The organism is Variovorax sp. DAIF25 (assembly GCF_050711835.1).
In the GTDB taxonomy this organism is placed as follows: Bacteria; Pseudomonadota; Gammaproteobacteria; order Burkholderiales; family Burkholderiaceae_C; genus Variovorax.
This window is the reverse complement of record NZ_CP136636.1, coordinates 192093-207314: the sequence shown is the minus strand read 5'-3', so window position 1 is coordinate 207314 and position 15222 is coordinate 192093. Positions and strand designations below refer to the sequence as shown.

Below are 15222 nucleotides of genomic sequence, written 5' to 3'. Positions count from 1 at the left end.
GGCGGGCGATGCGTGGCGCTTCGTCGTTATGCGTTGAGGTGGCTTACTTGATGAAGCTCGCGTCGAAGGTCGCGGTCAGGTCCTCGGGCGCCTTGCGAATCACGCCGGCCTCCAGCAGGATCGGCACCGACTCCTTCATGAACTGGGTCAGCTCGGCGCTGAAGAACTTCTGGTTCGCCGCCTTGTCCTGCCAGCGCAGGTAGGCCGAGGACTTGGCGAACTGCTCGCCGCTCTGCTTGACCGCGCTGCCCATCAGCTCGTTGGACTTGGCCGGGTCGGACTTGATCATCTCGAGCGCCTCGAAGTACGAGTCGGTCAGCGCCTGCGCGGCCTTGGCGTTGGCCTTGAGCCAGGTCGGCGCGCAGCCCACGGTGTCCATCACCATCGGGTAGTCGAGCGTGGTCGCGAGGATCTTGCCGGCCTGCGGGTTGGCGCGCACGGTCGACAGGTAGGGCTCGTAGGTCATGGCGGCATCGTTCTGGCCCGCGACGAAGGCCTGCGCGGCCGGTTGGGGCTCGAGCGAGACGGTCTTCACGTCCTTGATGCTCATGCCGTTCTTCGACAGCATCCAGGCCAGGCCGAAGTAAGGCGCGGTGCCGGGCGCGCTCACGCCGACGGTCTTGCCCTTGAGGTCGGAGAAGCTCTTGACGTCGTTGCGCACCGCGATGCCGTCGGCGCCGTAGGACTTGTCCATCTGGAAGATCTGCACGATCGGCACGCCGTTGGCGTTCCAGGCCACGTGCGTCTCGATGGTGGTGGCGGCGCACTGGATCGCGCCCGCGGCCAGCGCGAGGTGGCGGTCCTTCTGCGGAATCATCTTGAGCTCCACGTCGAGCCCGTTCTTCTTGAAGATGCCGGCCTTGTCGGCCAGCGACAGCGGCGCGAAGCCGGTCCAGCCCGACATGCCGAGCGTGATCTTGGTCTGGGCGGCGGCGCCTCCGGCCGCGCCCGCGATACATGCACCGGCTGCCAGCAGCGTGGCGATCTTTGCGACTGTCTTGGCCATCGAGGCCCTCCTGTTCGTGTGAAGCGTCAATTGAATCGGCTGGCAGCGCCCGTCGGAGCTTTCCGTGGTGCGCGGCCGCAGTGTCATTCGCCTGAACACCCCTGTATATACAGGATAACCCGAAAAAGCCGCGGCGAGAACGGTGCAAGCCGGCACGGAGCGCACCTTGTATTGGTGCGGACCGCCCGACACATGCACCAGTATGCTGTCTATACAGGCGTTTCAAGCGAATGCCGACCGCTTGCAAACGGCGTGCCAGCCAGGCTTGGCACCCAGGCCGACGGGCGGTCGCGCCCGGCCCCGCGACCGCGGCGGCGCGCGTGCTGCGCTGCGGCGACAATCGACCCCTTCCGTCGCCACCCAGCCCGCCGCCTTGTCCAATTCACCTTCCGCCGACCCCGCGCAGATCCTGCACGAGGTCTTCGGCTACGCCGCCTTCCGCGGCCCGCAGGCCCCGATCGTCGATCACGTGACCGGCGGCGGCGACGCCCTGGTGCTGATGCCCACCGGCGGCGGCAAGTCGCTGTGCTACCAGATCCCCGCGATCGCGCGCCAGCGCGCCGGGCGCGGCATCGCGGTGGTGGTGTCGCCGCTGATCGCGCTGATGCACGATCAGGTCGGCGCGCTGCACGAGGCCGGCGTGGACGCCGCCTTCCTCAATTCCACGCTCGACTGGCAGCAGACACAGGACGTCGAGCGCCGCATGGCGCGCGCCGAGGTCACGCTGCTGTACGCCGCCCCCGAGCGCGTGACCACGCCGCGCTTCCTCGAGCTGATGGATGCGCTGGCCGCGCGCGGCAAGCTGTCGATGTTCGCGATCGACGAGGCGCATTGCGTGAGCCAGTGGGGCCACGACTTCCGTCCCGAGTACCGCGCGCTGACCGTGCTGCACGAGCGCTACCCGGGCGTGCCGCGCATCGCGCTGACCGCCACCGCCGACGCGCTCACGCGCGCCGACATCGTCGAGCGGCTGCAGCTCGAGCAGGCGCAACAGTTCGTCTCGAGCTTCGACCGGCCGAACATCCGCTACACCATCGTCGAGAAGAAGGAAGCCACCACGCAGCTGCTGCGCTTCATCGAGCGCGAGCACGAGGGCGATGCCGGCGTGGTCTATTGCCAGTCGCGCAAGCGCGTGGAGGACGTGGCGGTGGCGCTGCGCGACGCGGGCATCAACGCCCTGCCCTACCACGCGGGGCTCGACGCCTCGGTGCGCCAGGCGCACCAGGACCGCTTCCTGCGCGAGGAAGGCATCGTGATGTGCGCCACCATCGCCTTCGGCATGGGCATCGACAAGCCCGACGTGCGCTTCGTCGCCCACCTCGACATGCCCAAGAACATCGAGGGCTACTACCAGGAGACCGGCCGCGCGGGCCGCGACGGCGAGCCGGCCCAGGCCTGGATGGCCTACGGCCTGCAGGACGTGGTGAACCAGCGCCGCATGATCGACGAGAGCCCGGCCGGCGAGGAATTCAAGCAGGTGATGCGCGGCAAGCTCGACGCGCTGCTCTCGCTGGCCGAGGCCAGCGACTGCCGGCGCGTGCGCCTGCTGGGCTACTTCGGCGAGCAGAGCACGCCCTGCGGCAACTGCGACAACTGCATCGCGCCGCCGCAGGTCTGGGACGGCACCGACGCGGCGCGCAAGCTGCTGTCCACCGTCTACCGCGTGCAGCAGCAAAGCGGCATCAGCTTCGGCGCCGGCCACGTGATGGACATCCTGCGCGGCAAGGAGACCGAGAAGGTCAAGCAGTTCGGCCACGAGCGCATCAGCACCTTCGGGCTCGGCGCGGAGTTCAGCGAGGTGCAGCTGCGCGGCGTGCTGCGCCAGCTGATCGCGATCGGCGCGGTGGCGGTCGACGCCGAGGCCTACAACACGCTCAAGCTCACCGAGGGCTCGCGCGCGGTGCTGCGCGGCGAGACCACGGTGTCGCTGCGCGAGTCGATCTCCTCGCCGACGGCGCGCGGCGGCAAGGCACGGCGCGAGAAGACTGCGCGCGGCGCGCCCTCGCCGGCCGCGGCCACGCTCGACGCGCAGGGCCAGTCGCGCTTCGACGCGCTCAAGGCCTGGCGCGCCGAGGTGGCGCGCGAGCACAACCTGCCGGCCTACGTGATCTTCCACGACGCCACGCTGGCCGCGATCGCCGAGCGGGCACCGGCCACGCTCGAGGACCTGAAGGGCATCAGCGGCATCGGCACGAAGAAGCTCGAGGCCTACGGCAGCGAGGTGCTGCGGGTGTGCTCGGCCTTCTAGCCGGCCCACCCACCGCGCGCTACGGCCTCAGTTCGCGACCGGCAGCTTCACCGGCACCGGCCGCGTGAGCAGGTCGACGTAGAGGTCGTAGAAGCGCGCGTTGTCGAACTTCTTCACCACCTTCATCTTCTGCAGCGGCACGCCCGCGGGCGGCGTGGCATAGCCGACCGAGCGGCCGTTCTCGGGATCGCCGGGCTTGGCGATCACGTCGACGTACTCCTCGCTGACCTCGGTCGCGTAGCTCGGGTCGAGCAGGTAGGCGATGGTCAGCGTGTCCCAGATGTTCGAGGTGTAGCCCGGCTTGGTCTCGAACGAATCCGCGAACCACTCCTTGCGGAAGACCTCGGTGACCGGCGTGGGCGTGGCCGGGTGCGCGATCTTGTCGTAGATGGCCTTGGTCATCAGCACGGTGTCGGTCACGTCCAGCGGCAGCACCACCTGCGGGATCGGCAGCCGCACCACGTACTGCGCCGCATCGGGATCGAACCACCAGTTGAACTCGGCCGTCTTCGTCGTGTTGCCGGCCACGTGGACCGCGCCGCCCATGTAGATGATCTCCTTGATCAGCGGCACGATCTCGGGCGCGCGCTTGGCGGCCAGCGCGATGTTCGTGAGCGGGCCGATCGCGAGGATGCTGACCTCCTTCGGGTTCGCCTTGATGGCATCGATCAGGAAGTCGACCGCGCCCTTGGCCTGCACCTTGGTGTGGGTGGCGAAGCCGTCGGGGATCGGCACCAGGTCGGCGTCGCTCTTGGGCTCGGGCGAGCTCCAGGCGCCCAGGTAGCCGTCGCCGCCGGCACCGGCCTTCATCTCGGCGTCGATGTCCGCCTTGGTGTGGTTCAGCGCGTAGTTCTCGCCCACGTAGACACCGATGCGATCGCCCACGCCGAGCCGCTCGACCGACTTCAGCGCCTCGGCCACGCCCTGGCGCAGCCACTTGTTGCCCGACACCACGCTGATGCCCAGCACGTCGACCTTGCCCTCGGCCTGCAGCTGCGCGGCCATGGCGCCGAGCTGGCCATCGTCGCTCATCGTGTTGTAGTCGCTGTCGATGATGATCTTGCGCGCCGGCGGAGGGGGTGGCGGCGGAGGCGGCGGTGGGGGCGGCGGCGGCGCGCTGCCGGTCGGCACGAACGCGAAGCCGTTGCTGCCACCGCCGCCGCAGGCGGTGAGCACCGCGGCCGACAGGGCCGACACGATCCATCGTCTTCTGGGCATCTGCATTTCTCTCTCTCCTTGGAATAGTGGTGTCTTTTCAGGGGGAAGCCGTCGAACGGACGCTCGAAAGAAAACGTTTGCGCAAACGTTTGCCAAATTCTGGGCGCGAGGGCACGGCACTGGCAAGGCCTGTGGCCTAGGGGTTTTCCGCGAGGCGGATGGCGCGCGGCGGGCGCGCTCGGACACGTGAAAACGGGCCCGTCGGGCCCGTTGTCGGTTCGGCAGGAAAGCGCCGGCGAAGCGGCGCCGGCCGGTGGATCAGTCGGTCTCGATCAACCGGTTCTCGCGCAGCGGCGAGCGCAGCAGCAGCGTCGGACCCGCGTCCGGCGCCGCCTCCGCCTTCTCGAGCCCCGGTGCGGCGCGCGCCGCGGCCGCGACCGGCACCGGGCAGCTACCGGTGCTGCGCAGCGCGAGCGCGGCCGAGAAGCGGGCCTCGCTCGGGTCGCCCAGCGCATGCGCGAAGTCGTCGGCCACCGTGCAGTTGGGCGTGAAGCCGTCGCCGTAGTCGCCAAAGCCCTTGTTGTTCACGCCCTGGAACTGGATCGCGAAGTAGGTGGTGCCGCAGTTGTCCTGCGGATAGAAGCCATAGGGCTTGCCGCAGGTGGCGCCGCCCACGAGGTTGACCCGGACGTCCACGCCGCGCAGGCCGTTGATGACCGACTCGCTGGCCGAGCAGGTGTCGGGGCTGGTGAGCACCGTGACCTGCGACAGGCCGAGCTGCGGCAGCGGCTGGCTGTTGCGCGAGGTGCCGAGGAAAGGCAGCGGCGGCTGGAAGCCGAACGGACTCTTGTTGTTGAAAGCCAGCCGCTCGAAGGTCTTGCCCGCGGTCGCGGCCGGCGAGGCCACCATGTAGGCGAGCCGGCTCGCGATGTTGAGCTGACCGCCGCCGTTGTAGCGCATGTCGAGCACCAGGTCCTGCACGCCGTCGGCCTGGAACTTGTTCATGGCCGAGATCAGTTGCGCCTCGGAGGTCGTGATGTGGTCGTTGAACAGCAGGTAGCCGACGCGCCCGCTCGGCGTGTCGACGGTCTTCACGTTCTGCACCGGCGTGCGCGTGATCCGCGCCGAGGTCAGCGTGACGGTGCGCGTGGCGCCGCCGGCCTCCTCGAGCTTGAAGCTGTGCGACTCGCCGAGGTCGTCGGGCGAGAGCGCGTTGTTGATGGCGGTGGTGTTGGTGCTGTTGACCACGCTGATGCCGTCGACCTCGAGGATCTTGGCGCCGCGCGCGATGCCGGCGTTGGCGGCCGGCGAGTTCGGTTCGGTGAAGGCCACGCGCAGGTCGCGCGGACGCGAGTTGCGCACGAATGCGAACTCGATGCCGTAGCCGGCCGAGACCCCGGCCTCGGACAGCTGGCGGTAGACCTCGGTGTCGTAGATGTAGTGGAAGCGGTCCTTGGCCCGGCCCGAGGACGTGGTGAGCGGGGTCTTCAGCACGTTGAAGTAGGCCACCGGCGTCGCGTAGTCGGCCGCCTTCAGCGTGGTCGGCACTTCGTTGTACCAGAGGTAGGTTTCGTCGATCCAGGCGCGCACCCAGCGCTTCTCGATCGCCAGCGAACCGGCGCGGTCGGGGTAGCCGATGCCGGTGGCCGGGTTGATGCCGCCGCGCGGCGCCGCGCACTGGCCGGCCACGCTCGAGGAGGCGACGATCGCGTCGTCGTCGCCGGGCGTGCCGCCGCCCGGGCCCGGAATGAACGGCAGGCCACCGCCTCCGCCGCCGCCCCCACCGCCGCAACCGGCGAGCAGCCCCGCGAAGGCCAGGGCACCGGCCAGGGCCCAGGGGGTCGAAGCCCCGGCGTGTTGCCGCGCGCGGCCTGCGTTGCGAAACCTCATCGAACATCTCCCTCATGCGGGCCCGCGAACGCGGGCGGACGTCTGGAACCCGGAAGAGCGTGTCTCCCGGCCTGTTGGCGGCTTCCCTTCCGCCTTTTTTCTTGCTGCGCCCCGGCGGCGGCGCGGGGCCGCTACTGCACGAAGCCGATGCCGCGCGATTCGCGCACTTCGGGCTTGATGCGGTGCTCGGCCTCGAGCTGGTCGAGGAATTCGGCCGCCGAGAACTCGGTCGCCAGGATATCGGTCTGCCGTTTCACCGCCGCGAAATCGCCGGGACACAGCTGCGAAAGCTGCGCCAGCCGCGCGCGGACCTCGCCCGTGAGCAGCGACGCGTCGCCCGCGAGCGCCTCGGTCACGAACATGCGCTCGCGCTGCGCCGCGGTCAGCGGCATGAACTTGATCTTGAAGGTGAAGCGCCGCAGCGCCGCCTGGTCGAGCCGCTCGAGCAGGTTGGTGGTGCACACGAAGATGCCGTTGAAGCGCTCCATGCCCTGCAGCATCTCGTTGACCTCGGTGACCTCGTAGGTGCGCTGGGCGCCGCGGCGGTCCTGCAGGAAGCTGTCGGCCTCGTCGAGCAGCAGCACGGCCTTCTCGCTCTCGGCCTCGCGGAACATGGCGGCCATGTTCTGCTCGGTCTCGCCGACGTACTTGCTCATGAGGTCGCTGGCCTGGCGCACGATCAGCGGCCGCGCGATGGCCTTGGCGATGTGCTCGGCGAGCGCGGTCTTGCCGGTGCCGGGCGCGCCGTAGAAGCACAGCGTGCCGTGGCCGCGCGCCTTCAGCGCCTCGACGATGCGCGGGATCTCGAAACGGGTCTCGACGTTGAGCATGTCGAGGTCGTAGGTGGTCACGGTGCGGCGCTCGCCGCGGCCGGTGTCGCTGGTGCCCAGCGCGAGGTCGGCGTTGCGCAGCTGGCGTTCGATCAGCGCCTCGACCGAGGCGCCGTCGGTCCGGGCCAGGCCCGCGAAACGCACCGCGGTACGGATCTGCGCCGGCGTCAGGCCCTTGCGTTCGGCCAGCTTGGCGGTGAAGGCCTCGGACACCGTCACGCCCTCGAGCGTCTTCTTGACCAGTTGCTCGCGCGCGCCCGGCGGCGGCGACTTGAGCTCGAGGTGGTAGGCGAAGCGGCGGCGGAACGCGGGATCGATCTGCTCGATGCGGTTGGTGACCCACAGCGTGGGCACCGGGTTGGCCTCGAGGATCTGGTTGACCCAGGCCTTGCCGCTGACGCTGCCGTTGGCCGGCGCGGGAATCTGTTCGGCGCGCGCCATGTACTGCGCGGCTTCGGTGCTGATCGGCGGGAACACGTCCTCGACCTCGTCGAACAGCAGCGCGGCCTGGGCGCTGCCCTTGAGGAACACCTGCGCGATCTGCAGCGAGCGGTAGCGGTCGCGGCCCGACAGCGAATTGCCGTCGCGGTCGGCGTACTCGACCTCGAACAGCTCGAGCCCCGCGGCCTGCGCCACCACCTTGGCGAGCTCGGTCTTGCCGGTGCCGGGCGGGCCGTAGAGCAGCACGTTCACGCCCAGCTCCTTGCGCGCGACCGCCGCGCGCAGCAGCGTGACGAGCACGCGCACCTCCTCGTCGACGAAGGAGAAGTCGTTCGGCAGCAGTGCGCTCTTGGCCGAGGGCCGCGTGAACACGGCCATCAGCTCGTTGTGGTCGCGGTACTCGCGCATCAGCACCGGCGGCAGCTTCTCGCTGACCTTCATCAGGTCGGCGAGGTCGGTGATGTTGTGTTCGGAGATCAGGTTCTCGACCAGCCCGATGCGCTCGAGCCGCGAGCCGGCACGCAGCGCCTCGCCGACCTCGCTCGCGTTGACGCCCGCGATGTCGGCGATCGCGGCATAGGCCTCGGGCGCGTTGTTGACCTTGAACTCGACCAGCAGCGAGCGCAGGTCGCGCTGGTAGCGCGCGAGCGTGCCGTACAGCAGCAGCGCGCGCTCGGCCTTGTTGAGCTGCAGCAGGCCCGCGAGCGCATCGATGTTCTTCTCGACCAGCGTGGACTGCTTGCGCAGCGCATGCGTGAGCCAGTCGCGCGTGACGGCCAGCACCGAGAGCAGGTCCTTGGGCTGGTCCTTCGCGTACTCGTCGAGGTAGAAGAACAGCGTGCCTTCCTCGTACGGGCCGCGCCAGACGCCGTGGCGCTCGAGCAGCGTACGGCCGTCGAGGTTCTCGATGCCCTTCCAGGCTTCGTTGCCGGTGCAGCGGCGGCCGAGGAATTCGCGCAGCCGCTGCAGCACCGCGGCCGGCCACACCAGGTGGCGGCCGGTCAGCGAGAGCAGGCCGTTGATGTCGCGCCGCACGTTGAAGCGCGGCCCCTGCTTGGCGGCGAGCGTGAGCACGAAGTGCGAGCACATGAGCTCGAGCACCGGTGCTTCCTTGAGACCGGGCGACGGCAATGCCTGCCCGCGAACCGCAGCAGCCACCACATCGACACCCGCACGCTTGACCATCGGACGACCTCCAGAGAGGGAATTACCGGCCAGACCATAACGCAGACTTTTGGCTTCGGGAAGACGCCGAAAGGGTAAAAACCCTGGTGTCCGATTCCGTCCACAATGCGCGCCATGGTCGAAATCGAAGAAATACGCCGCGCCGCGGCACGCCTCGCGGGACAGGTGCTCGACACGCCCTGCGTGGAATCGCGCACGCTGTCGGAGATCGTGGGCGCGCAGGTGTTCCTCAAGTTCGAGAACCTGCAGTTCACCTCCTCGTTCAAGGAGCGCGGCGCCTGCAACAAGCTGGTCGACCTGTCGGAGAGCGGCACCCGCGGCGTGATCGCGATGTCGGCCGGCAACCATGCACAGGGTGTGGCCTATCACGCGCAGCGGCTCGGACTGCGCGCGCTGATCGTGATGCCGCGCTTCACGCCCGGCGTGAAGATCGAGCGCACGCGCGGCTTCGGCGCCGAGGTGGTGCTGTACGGCGACACGCTCGACGCGGCGCGCGCCCACGCGGTCGAACTGGCCCAGCGCGAGGGCCTGGCCTTCGTGCATCCCTACGACGACGAGGCCATCATCGCCGGCCAGGGCACGGTGGCGCTCGAGATGCTCGCGGCCGAGCCCGAGCTCGACACCCTGGTGGTGTCGGTCGGCGGCGGCGGCCTGATCGCGGGCATGGCCGTGGCCGCGCGCGCGCTCAAGCCCGGCATCGAGATCGTGGGCGTGCAGACCACGCGCTTCCCGGCCATGGTCAACGCGGTCCAGGGCACGCAGCATCCGCAGGGCAAGAGCACCATCGCCGAGGGCATCGCCGTCGGCACGCCGGGCGTGCTGACGCGCGAGATCATCGCGCGCCATGTCGACGACCTGGTGCTGGTGGACGAAGGCGACATCGAGCAGGGCGTGCTGATGCTGCTCGAAATCGAGAAGACGCTGGTCGAAGGCGCGGGCGCCGCCGGGCTGGCCGCGCTGATCCGGCACCCCGAACGCTTCAAGGGCAAGCGCGTGGGCCTGGTGCTGTCGGGCGGCAACATCGATCCGCTGCTGCTCGCGGCCATCATCGAGCGCGGCATGGTGCGCGCCGGCCGGCTCGCGCGGGTGCGCGTCAGCGCGCGCGACGTGCCGGGCTCGCTGGCCCAGATCACGGCCACCGTGGCCGAAGCGGGCGCTAACGTCGACGAGGTCCACCACCAGCGCGCCTTCACCATGCTGGCGGCGCAGAACGTCGACATCGAGCTGGTGCTGCAGACCCGCGGCCGCGAACACCTGGCCAGCGTGCTGGAAGCGCTGGCCACGGCGGGCTTCGAGGCGCAGGAGCAGCACTGAGCCAGGCCGGGCCGGCTCGTCCGGTTACGTCTGGTTCCAGGGGTCTGGCAACCCCCTAGACCGCGGGCATGCACCCCACCGGTAAAATGCCATCAGTTCGTGTCATTCAAAGTATCAGAGGTATTTCCGATGTCCCACCCCACTCCTGTCGAGCCCGCACATGGCGCCGCCGCCGAGCAAGACACGGTCGAGTCGATCGTTCACCTGATGCCGCTCGTGCTGCCGATCGCCGGCGGCGTGCTGATGCTGCTGCTGGCATCGATCGCCGTCTTCCTGGCCTGACAGGCATTTGCGCTTTCGTCCGCGGGTCGTGCGGCCCGCGCTGACGCATCCTCCTCTCCCGAGCCGAAACGTTTTCTCAAACGGACCTCCACGCCCCCCGCGGCGTGGCGCACCGTTCGGAAAGACGATTTTTCAACTTAGGAGATTTCCGATGAACGCACCCACGACGAAGGGCCTTGGCATTCAGGCGCCCGCCTACGTCAAGAACGCCAAGCTGATTGCCTGGGTGGCCGAGATGGCCGCGCTGTGCAAACCCGAATCCATCTACTGGTGCGACGGCAGCAACGAAGAGTACGACCGTCTCTGCCAGCAGCTGGTGGACGCCGGCACCTTCCAGAAGCTCAACCCCGCCAAGCGCCCGAACTCGTTCCTCGCCTCCTCCGACCCGAGCGACGTGGCGCGCGTCGAGGACCGCACCTACATCTGCTCCGCCAACAAGGAAGACGCCGGCCCCACCAACAATTGGATGGCCCCGGCCGAGATGCGTGCCACTCTGCAGCCTCTTTTTGACGGCTGCATGAAGGGCCGCACGATGTACGTCGTACCCTTCAGCATGGGCCCGCTGGGCTCGCCGATCGCGCACATCGGCATCGAACTGTCGGACAGCCCCTACGTCGCGGTCAACATGAAGATCATGACCCGCATGGGCAAGGCCGTGTACGAGGTGCTGGGCGCCGACGGCGAGTTCGTGCCCTGCGTGCACACCGTGGGCGCGCCGCTCGAGGCCGGCCAGAAGGACGTCGCCTGGCCCTGCAACAAGACCAAGTACATCGTCCACTACCCCGAGACGCGCGAGATCTGGAGCTTCGGTTCGGGCTACGGCGGCAACGCGCTGCTGGGCAAGAAGTGCTTCGCGCTGCGCATCGCCTCGAACATGGGCCGCGACGAAGGCTGGCTCGCCGAGCACATGCTGATCCTGGGCGTGACCAGCCCCGCGGGCAAGAAGCACCATGTGGCCGCCGCCTTCCCGAGCGCCTGCGGCAAGACCAACTTCGCGATGCTGATCCCGCCGGCCGGCTTCGACGGCTGGAAGGTCACGACCATCGGCGACGACATCGCCTGGATCAAGCCCCAGGCCGACGGCACCCTGCGCGCCATCAACCCCGAGGCCGGCTACTTCGGCGTGGCCCCGGGCACCAACGACCTGACCAACCCGAACTGCATGGCCAGCCTCGACCGCGACGTGATCTTCACGAACGTGGCGCTGACCGACGACGGCGACGTCTGGTGGGAAGGCATGGGCGACGCGCCCGCGCACTGCATCGACTGGCAGGGCAAGGACTGGACGCCGCAGATCGCCAAGGAAACCGGCGCCAAGGCCGCCCATCCGAACGCGCGCTTCACCGTGGCCGCCACCAACAACCCCGCGCTCGACGACGCCTGGGACGATCCGAAGGGCGTGAAGATCGACGCCTTCATCTTCGGCGGCCGCCGCTCGACCACCGTGCCGCTGGTGACCGAGGCCCGCAACTGGGTCGAGGGTGTCTACATGGCCGCGACCATGGGCTCGGAAACCACCGCCGCGGCCGCCGGCCAGCAGGGCGTGGTGCGCCGCGATCCGTTCGCGATGCTGCCGTTCATGGGCTACAACATGAGCGACTACTTCCAGCACTGGCTCGACCTGGGCAAGAAGCTGCAGGCCTCGGGCGCCACGCTACCGCGCATCTACACCACCAACTGGTTCCGCAAGGGCGCCGACGGCAAGTTCGTCTGGCCCGGCTACGGCGAGAACATGCGCGTGCTCAAGTGGATGATCGACCGCATCGAAGGCAAGGCCGACGGCGTCGACCACATCACCGGCGTGAGCCCGCGCTACGAGGACCTCAACTGGACCGGCCTGGATTTCAGCGCCGAGCAGTTCGCCACCGTCACCAGCATCGACAAGGCCGCCTGGCAGGCCGAACTCAAGCTGCACGACGAGCTGTTCGAGCAACTGGCCCATCACCTGCCGAAGGAACTGCCCGCGACCAAGGCGGCGATCGAGCAGCGCCTCGCGGCCTGATGCCAAAGCGCCCCGCGAGGGGCGTTCCAGACGCAAAAAAGCCGCCCGAGGGCGGCTTTTTCGTGGGCGCGATCGCCCGCTCCGATCAGTAGTAGCGCGAGCTGTTCATGCGGCGCATCGCTTCGTACAGCGTGGGCATGCGGGCCGCTTGCGTACGGGCGGCGGCACCGGCCAGCGCGTCGATCCTGGCCACGTCGGCCACGCTCGCCGTGCCTTCGGACTGCTGGCGCCAGACGGCGGCTTGCAGTTCGGCCATCACGCGCGGGTCGCTTTGCGCGGTGTCGAGGAAGCGGGCGTCGGCACGGGCCGAAGCGCGGCGCTGTGCGGCGGCGAGCCAGAGCGCGCCCAGCTTGTTGGCACCGTTGGCCAGCGAGCCGGCGAACAGGGCGATGACCGCGAAGGCACCGGCGCAGACCAGGGCCCAGGCCGCGAGCAGCGCGCCTTCGTCCCAGTGGGCGACGATGGTGTCGGCCACCACGAGCACCGCCGAGACGATGGCGACGATCAGCAGCAGGATCAGCGGACGGGCGCTGTTGCCGCCGCGTGCGGCCTTCAGGTGTCCGAACAGGACTTCGGCGCGTTGGACGCCGGGGTGGACGGTGGGTTGGTCGACGTGAATGAAGCTGGTCATGGTGCCCTCCAAGGCGTGTTTCTATTTCCGATGCCTCGATATTAGGGTTTGCCCTAGTAAGTTTCCACTTTATCTTTCTGATGTTTATCATTCACAAGACTGATGGACGTCAATTTCCGCACACTCGACCTCAACCTGCTTCGCGTCTTCGACGAGGTGATGGCGGAGCGCAACCTCACGCGCGCCGCGCGCAACCTGTCGATCACGCAGCCGGCGGTGAGCAATGCGCTGCGGCGACTGCGCGAGGTGCTGGGCGACGAGCTGGTGCGCCGCGCCGGTGCCGGCGTGGAGCCCACGCCGCGCGCGCTGGCACTGTGGCCCACGGTGCGCGACGCGCTGCGCCAGCTGCAGCACACGCTGGCGCCAGGCGAGTTCGATGCCGGCACCGCCGACACCACCTTCCTGCTGGCGATGGCCGATGCCACCGCGGCCGAGCTGATGCCGGGCCTGGTGCGGATCGCCGAGACCGAGGCGCCGGGCATTTCGATGCGGGTGCTGCCGCTGACCACGCGCGACCCGCGCCGCATGCTCGAGCACGAGGAGGTCGACATGGCGATCGGCTATTTCCCGGCCGTGATCGCGAGCCTCGCGGCGCGCGGCCAGTCGGGCGTGGGCGTGCCCTTCGAGACCCAGCGGCTGTACCTGGGCCAGTACGTGTGCGTGATGCGCCGCGGCCATCCGCTGGCCGAACGGCCGCTCACGCTCGACGACTACTGCGCCGCGCGGCACCTGCTGGTGAGTTTCTCGGGCCGGCCCTATGGCTTCATCGACCAGACGCTGGGCGCGCTCGGGCGCGAGCGGCGCATCGTGGTCACGGTGAACCAGTTCTTCACGGCTGGCCAAGTGGTCGCGACCACCGATCTGCTGACCGTGCTGCCGCGCCATTTCGTGACGGTCACGGGCATCGGCGACCAGCTCGTGCTGCGCGACCTGCCCTTCGACCAGCCGCCGGTGCACGTGGATGCCATCTGGCACCGGCGCGCCCAGCACGCCCATTCGCACGAATGGCTGCGGCAATCGCTGCTGCGCTCGGCGGCGGCCGCTTTCGCGGGCTCGATACTCGGGCAGCAGGTGCCGGGCTGAAACGCCCGGCGGTGGAATCGCTCGCGGGTCAGCGAACGACGCGCAGCCAGGCGGCTGCCGCGCCGCGCAGTTCCTGCGCGTGGTGGGCGTCGAGGCCCGCGCGCACATCGGCGCTTTCCATCAGCGCCGCGGCGTGGCTGGCCGGCGCAGAATTGGCGGAGGAACGGAAGAAACGTGCCACTTGGGCAATGAGGCTGAACATGATGGTGCGCGGCTCTTGGCTGCGCTGCAGTGGTTGATGCCCTATAGATTAGGGGTTAACCCTAGTTAAAAAATACCATATCTATGCGTGATACGCATAGGCTGATCCACCTAGATAGAAACCCTGATGAAACTGCAGCTGCTCTCGGACCTGCATCTCGAATCCCACCCGCGCTTCCACGCCGAGCCCGTGCCGGGCGCCGACCTGCTGGTGCTCGCGGGCGACGTGGGCTCCTACCAGGAGGGCTCGCGCCTGGAGGAGCCCGACTTCGGCCTCGGCCGCTTCTCGCCCAAGAAGGGCTGGCCGACGCCCGTGATCTACGTGCCGGGCAACCACGAGTACGACAACCTCGATTTCGACGAGACCCACGTTCGGCTGCGTGCACTGTGCGAGGAGCTCGGCATCCTCTGGCTCGAGCGCGAAACGCTGGTGATCGAGGGCATCCGCTTCATCGGCACCACGCTGTGGGCCGATTTCGACGCCCTGGTGACGCCCACCGACGGCCTCGCCGAGGCGCTCAAGAAGCGCGGCAAGGCGATGCGCGCGGCCGATTTCTATCTCGAGAAGATGTCCTCGCGGCGCAATGGCGTGCCCTTCCTGTCGGCCGAACTGCGAGAGCAAGGGCTCACATGCCAAGCCTGGCTGCGCGAGGCACTGGCCCGGCCTTTCGACGGCACCACGGTCGCGATCACCCATTTCGCGCCTTCGCTGGCCAGCGCCGACCCGCGCTACGGGCTCACGCCCGGCACCGCGGGCTTCTGCAATTCGCTCGACGAGCTGCTGCCGCAGGCCAGCCTCTGGCTGCACGGCCACCTGCACTGCGCCTTCGACTACGTGAAGGACGGCTGCCGCGTGGTCGCCAATCCGCTGGGCTACCGCAGCAAGGGCGAGCAGGAGGGCTTCCGGCCCGAGCTGCTGATCGAGATCCGCTGAGTCCGACAAAGCCGCCG

12 protein-coding genes are annotated in these 15222 nt (G+C 68.8%); 6 read left to right on the top strand and 6 right to left on the bottom strand.

Features of this window, described 5'->3' with window-relative positions:
- Positions 1-43 precede the first annotated feature (43 nt).
- A complete protein-coding gene (locus tag R0232_RS00985) occupies positions 44-1006 on the bottom strand; it encodes an ABC transporter substrate-binding protein (protein WP_431510974.1) in 963 nt (320 codons plus the stop codon).
- A gap of 373 nt (positions 1007-1379) precedes the next feature.
- On the opposite strand from R0232_RS00985, the gene recQ reads away from it, so the two are divergent.
- Positions 1380-3254, top strand: a complete 1875-nt coding sequence (recQ, locus tag R0232_RS00980; RefSeq protein ID WP_431510973.1) for a DNA helicase RecQ — start codon at positions 1380-1382, stop codon at positions 3252-3254.
- A gap of 27 nt (positions 3255-3281) precedes the next feature.
- Here the strand turns inward: recQ and R0232_RS00975 are convergent, their stop codons facing one another.
- The 3 genes from R0232_RS00975 to R0232_RS00965 all read right to left on the bottom strand — a co-directional run bounded on the left by R0232_RS00975 (position 3282) and on the right by R0232_RS00965 (position 8758).
- Complete coding sequence (locus R0232_RS00975) at positions 3282-4472, bottom strand: nucleoside hydrolase (protein ID WP_431510972.1); 1191 nt, start codon at positions 4470-4472, stop codon at positions 3282-3284.
- 258 nt (positions 4473-4730) lie between these two features.
- On the bottom strand, positions 4731-6302 hold the full coding sequence (locus R0232_RS00970) for a S41 family peptidase (protein WP_431510971.1): 1572 nt from the start codon (positions 6300-6302) through the stop codon (positions 4731-4733).
- A 131-nt stretch (positions 6303-6433) separates the two neighbouring features.
- Positions 6434-8758, bottom strand: a complete 2325-nt coding sequence (locus R0232_RS00965; protein WP_208511003.1) for an ATP-binding protein — start codon at positions 8756-8758, stop codon at positions 6434-6436.
- A 114-nt stretch (positions 8759-8872) separates the two neighbouring features.
- Between R0232_RS00965 and R0232_RS00960 the strand changes: the two genes are divergently transcribed.
- From R0232_RS00960 to R0232_RS00950, 3 genes are all read left to right on the top strand, one after another.
- On the top strand, positions 8873-10072 hold the full coding sequence (locus tag R0232_RS00960; protein ID WP_177239349.1) for a threonine ammonia-lyase: 1200 nt from the start codon (positions 8873-8875) through the stop codon (positions 10070-10072).
- A gap of 129 nt (positions 10073-10201) precedes the next feature.
- The gene (locus R0232_RS00955) at positions 10202-10354 is read left to right on the top strand and encodes a hypothetical protein (protein ID WP_177239348.1); all 153 of its coding nucleotides are present in this window, start codon (positions 10202-10204) and stop codon (positions 10352-10354) included.
- 151 nt (positions 10355-10505) lie between these two features.
- A complete protein-coding gene (locus R0232_RS00950; protein ID WP_208511002.1) occupies positions 10506-12356 on the top strand; it encodes a phosphoenolpyruvate carboxykinase (GTP) in 1851 nt (616 codons plus the stop codon).
- An 85-nt stretch (positions 12357-12441) separates the two neighbouring features.
- On the opposite strand, the gene R0232_RS00945 is transcribed toward R0232_RS00950, so the two are convergent.
- A complete protein-coding gene (locus R0232_RS00945; protein ID WP_093344175.1) occupies positions 12442-12987 on the bottom strand; it encodes a hypothetical protein in 546 nt (181 codons plus the stop codon).
- A 102-nt stretch (positions 12988-13089) separates the two neighbouring features.
- Here R0232_RS00945 and R0232_RS00940 point away from each other — a divergent pair, with 102 nt between their 5' ends.
- Positions 13090-14070 carry a LysR family transcriptional regulator gene (locus R0232_RS00940; RefSeq protein ID WP_093343834.1) on the top strand — a complete coding sequence of 327 codons (981 nt, stop codon included), beginning with the start codon at positions 13090-13092 and terminating at the stop codon, positions 14068-14070.
- Between the two features lie 28 nt (positions 14071-14098).
- Here R0232_RS00940 and R0232_RS00935 read toward each other — a convergent pair whose 3' ends face one another.
- Positions 14099-14272, bottom strand: coding sequence for a hypothetical protein (locus tag R0232_RS00935; protein WP_177239347.1), 174 nt, complete (start codon positions 14270-14272; stop codon positions 14099-14101).
- 126 nt (positions 14273-14398) lie between these two features.
- Here R0232_RS00935 and R0232_RS00930 point away from each other — a divergent pair, with 126 nt between their 5' ends.
- On the top strand, positions 14399-15205 hold the full coding sequence (locus tag R0232_RS00930) for a metallophosphoesterase (protein WP_431510970.1): 807 nt from the start codon (positions 14399-14401) through the stop codon (positions 15203-15205).
- The last annotated feature ends 17 nt before the right edge of the window (positions 15206-15222 follow it).

What these genes read in the sequence shown, in the direction of transcription:
- R0232_RS00985 (WP_431510974.1), bottom strand. Translation starts at nt 1,006, where the DNA reads ATGGCCAAGACAGTCGCAAAGATCGCCACGCTGCTGGCAGCCGGTGCA.
- R0232_RS00975 (WP_431510972.1), bottom strand. Translation starts at nt 4,472, where the DNA reads ATGCCCAGAAGACGATGGATCGTGTCGGCCCTGTCGGCCGCGGTGCTC.
- R0232_RS00970 (WP_431510971.1), bottom strand. Translation starts at nt 6,302, where the DNA reads ATGAGGTTTCGCAACGCAGGCCGCGCGCGGCAACACGCCGGGGCTTCG.
- R0232_RS00965 (WP_208511003.1), bottom strand. Translation starts at nt 8,758, where the DNA reads ATGGTCAAGCGTGCGGGTGTCGATGTGGTGGCTGCTGCGGTTCGCGGG.
- R0232_RS00960 (WP_177239349.1), top strand. Translation starts at nt 8,873, where the DNA reads ATGGTCGAAATCGAAGAAATACGCCGCGCCGCGGCACGCCTCGCGGGA.
- R0232_RS00955 (WP_177239348.1), top strand. Translation starts at nt 10,202, where the DNA reads ATGTCCCACCCCACTCCTGTCGAGCCCGCACATGGCGCCGCCGCCGAG.
- R0232_RS00950 (WP_208511002.1), top strand. Translation starts at nt 10,506, where the DNA reads ATGAACGCACCCACGACGAAGGGCCTTGGCATTCAGGCGCCCGCCTAC.
- R0232_RS00945 (WP_093344175.1), bottom strand. Translation starts at nt 12,987, where the DNA reads ATGACCAGCTTCATTCACGTCGACCAACCCACCGTCCACCCCGGCGTC.
- R0232_RS00940 (WP_093343834.1), top strand. Translation starts at nt 13,090, where the DNA reads ATGGACGTCAATTTCCGCACACTCGACCTCAACCTGCTTCGCGTCTTC.
- R0232_RS00935 (WP_177239347.1), bottom strand. Translation starts at nt 14,272, where the DNA reads ATGTTCAGCCTCATTGCCCAAGTGGCACGTTTCTTCCGTTCCTCCGCC.
- R0232_RS00930 (WP_431510970.1), top strand. Translation starts at nt 14,399, where the DNA reads ATGAAACTGCAGCTGCTCTCGGACCTGCATCTCGAATCCCACCCGCGC.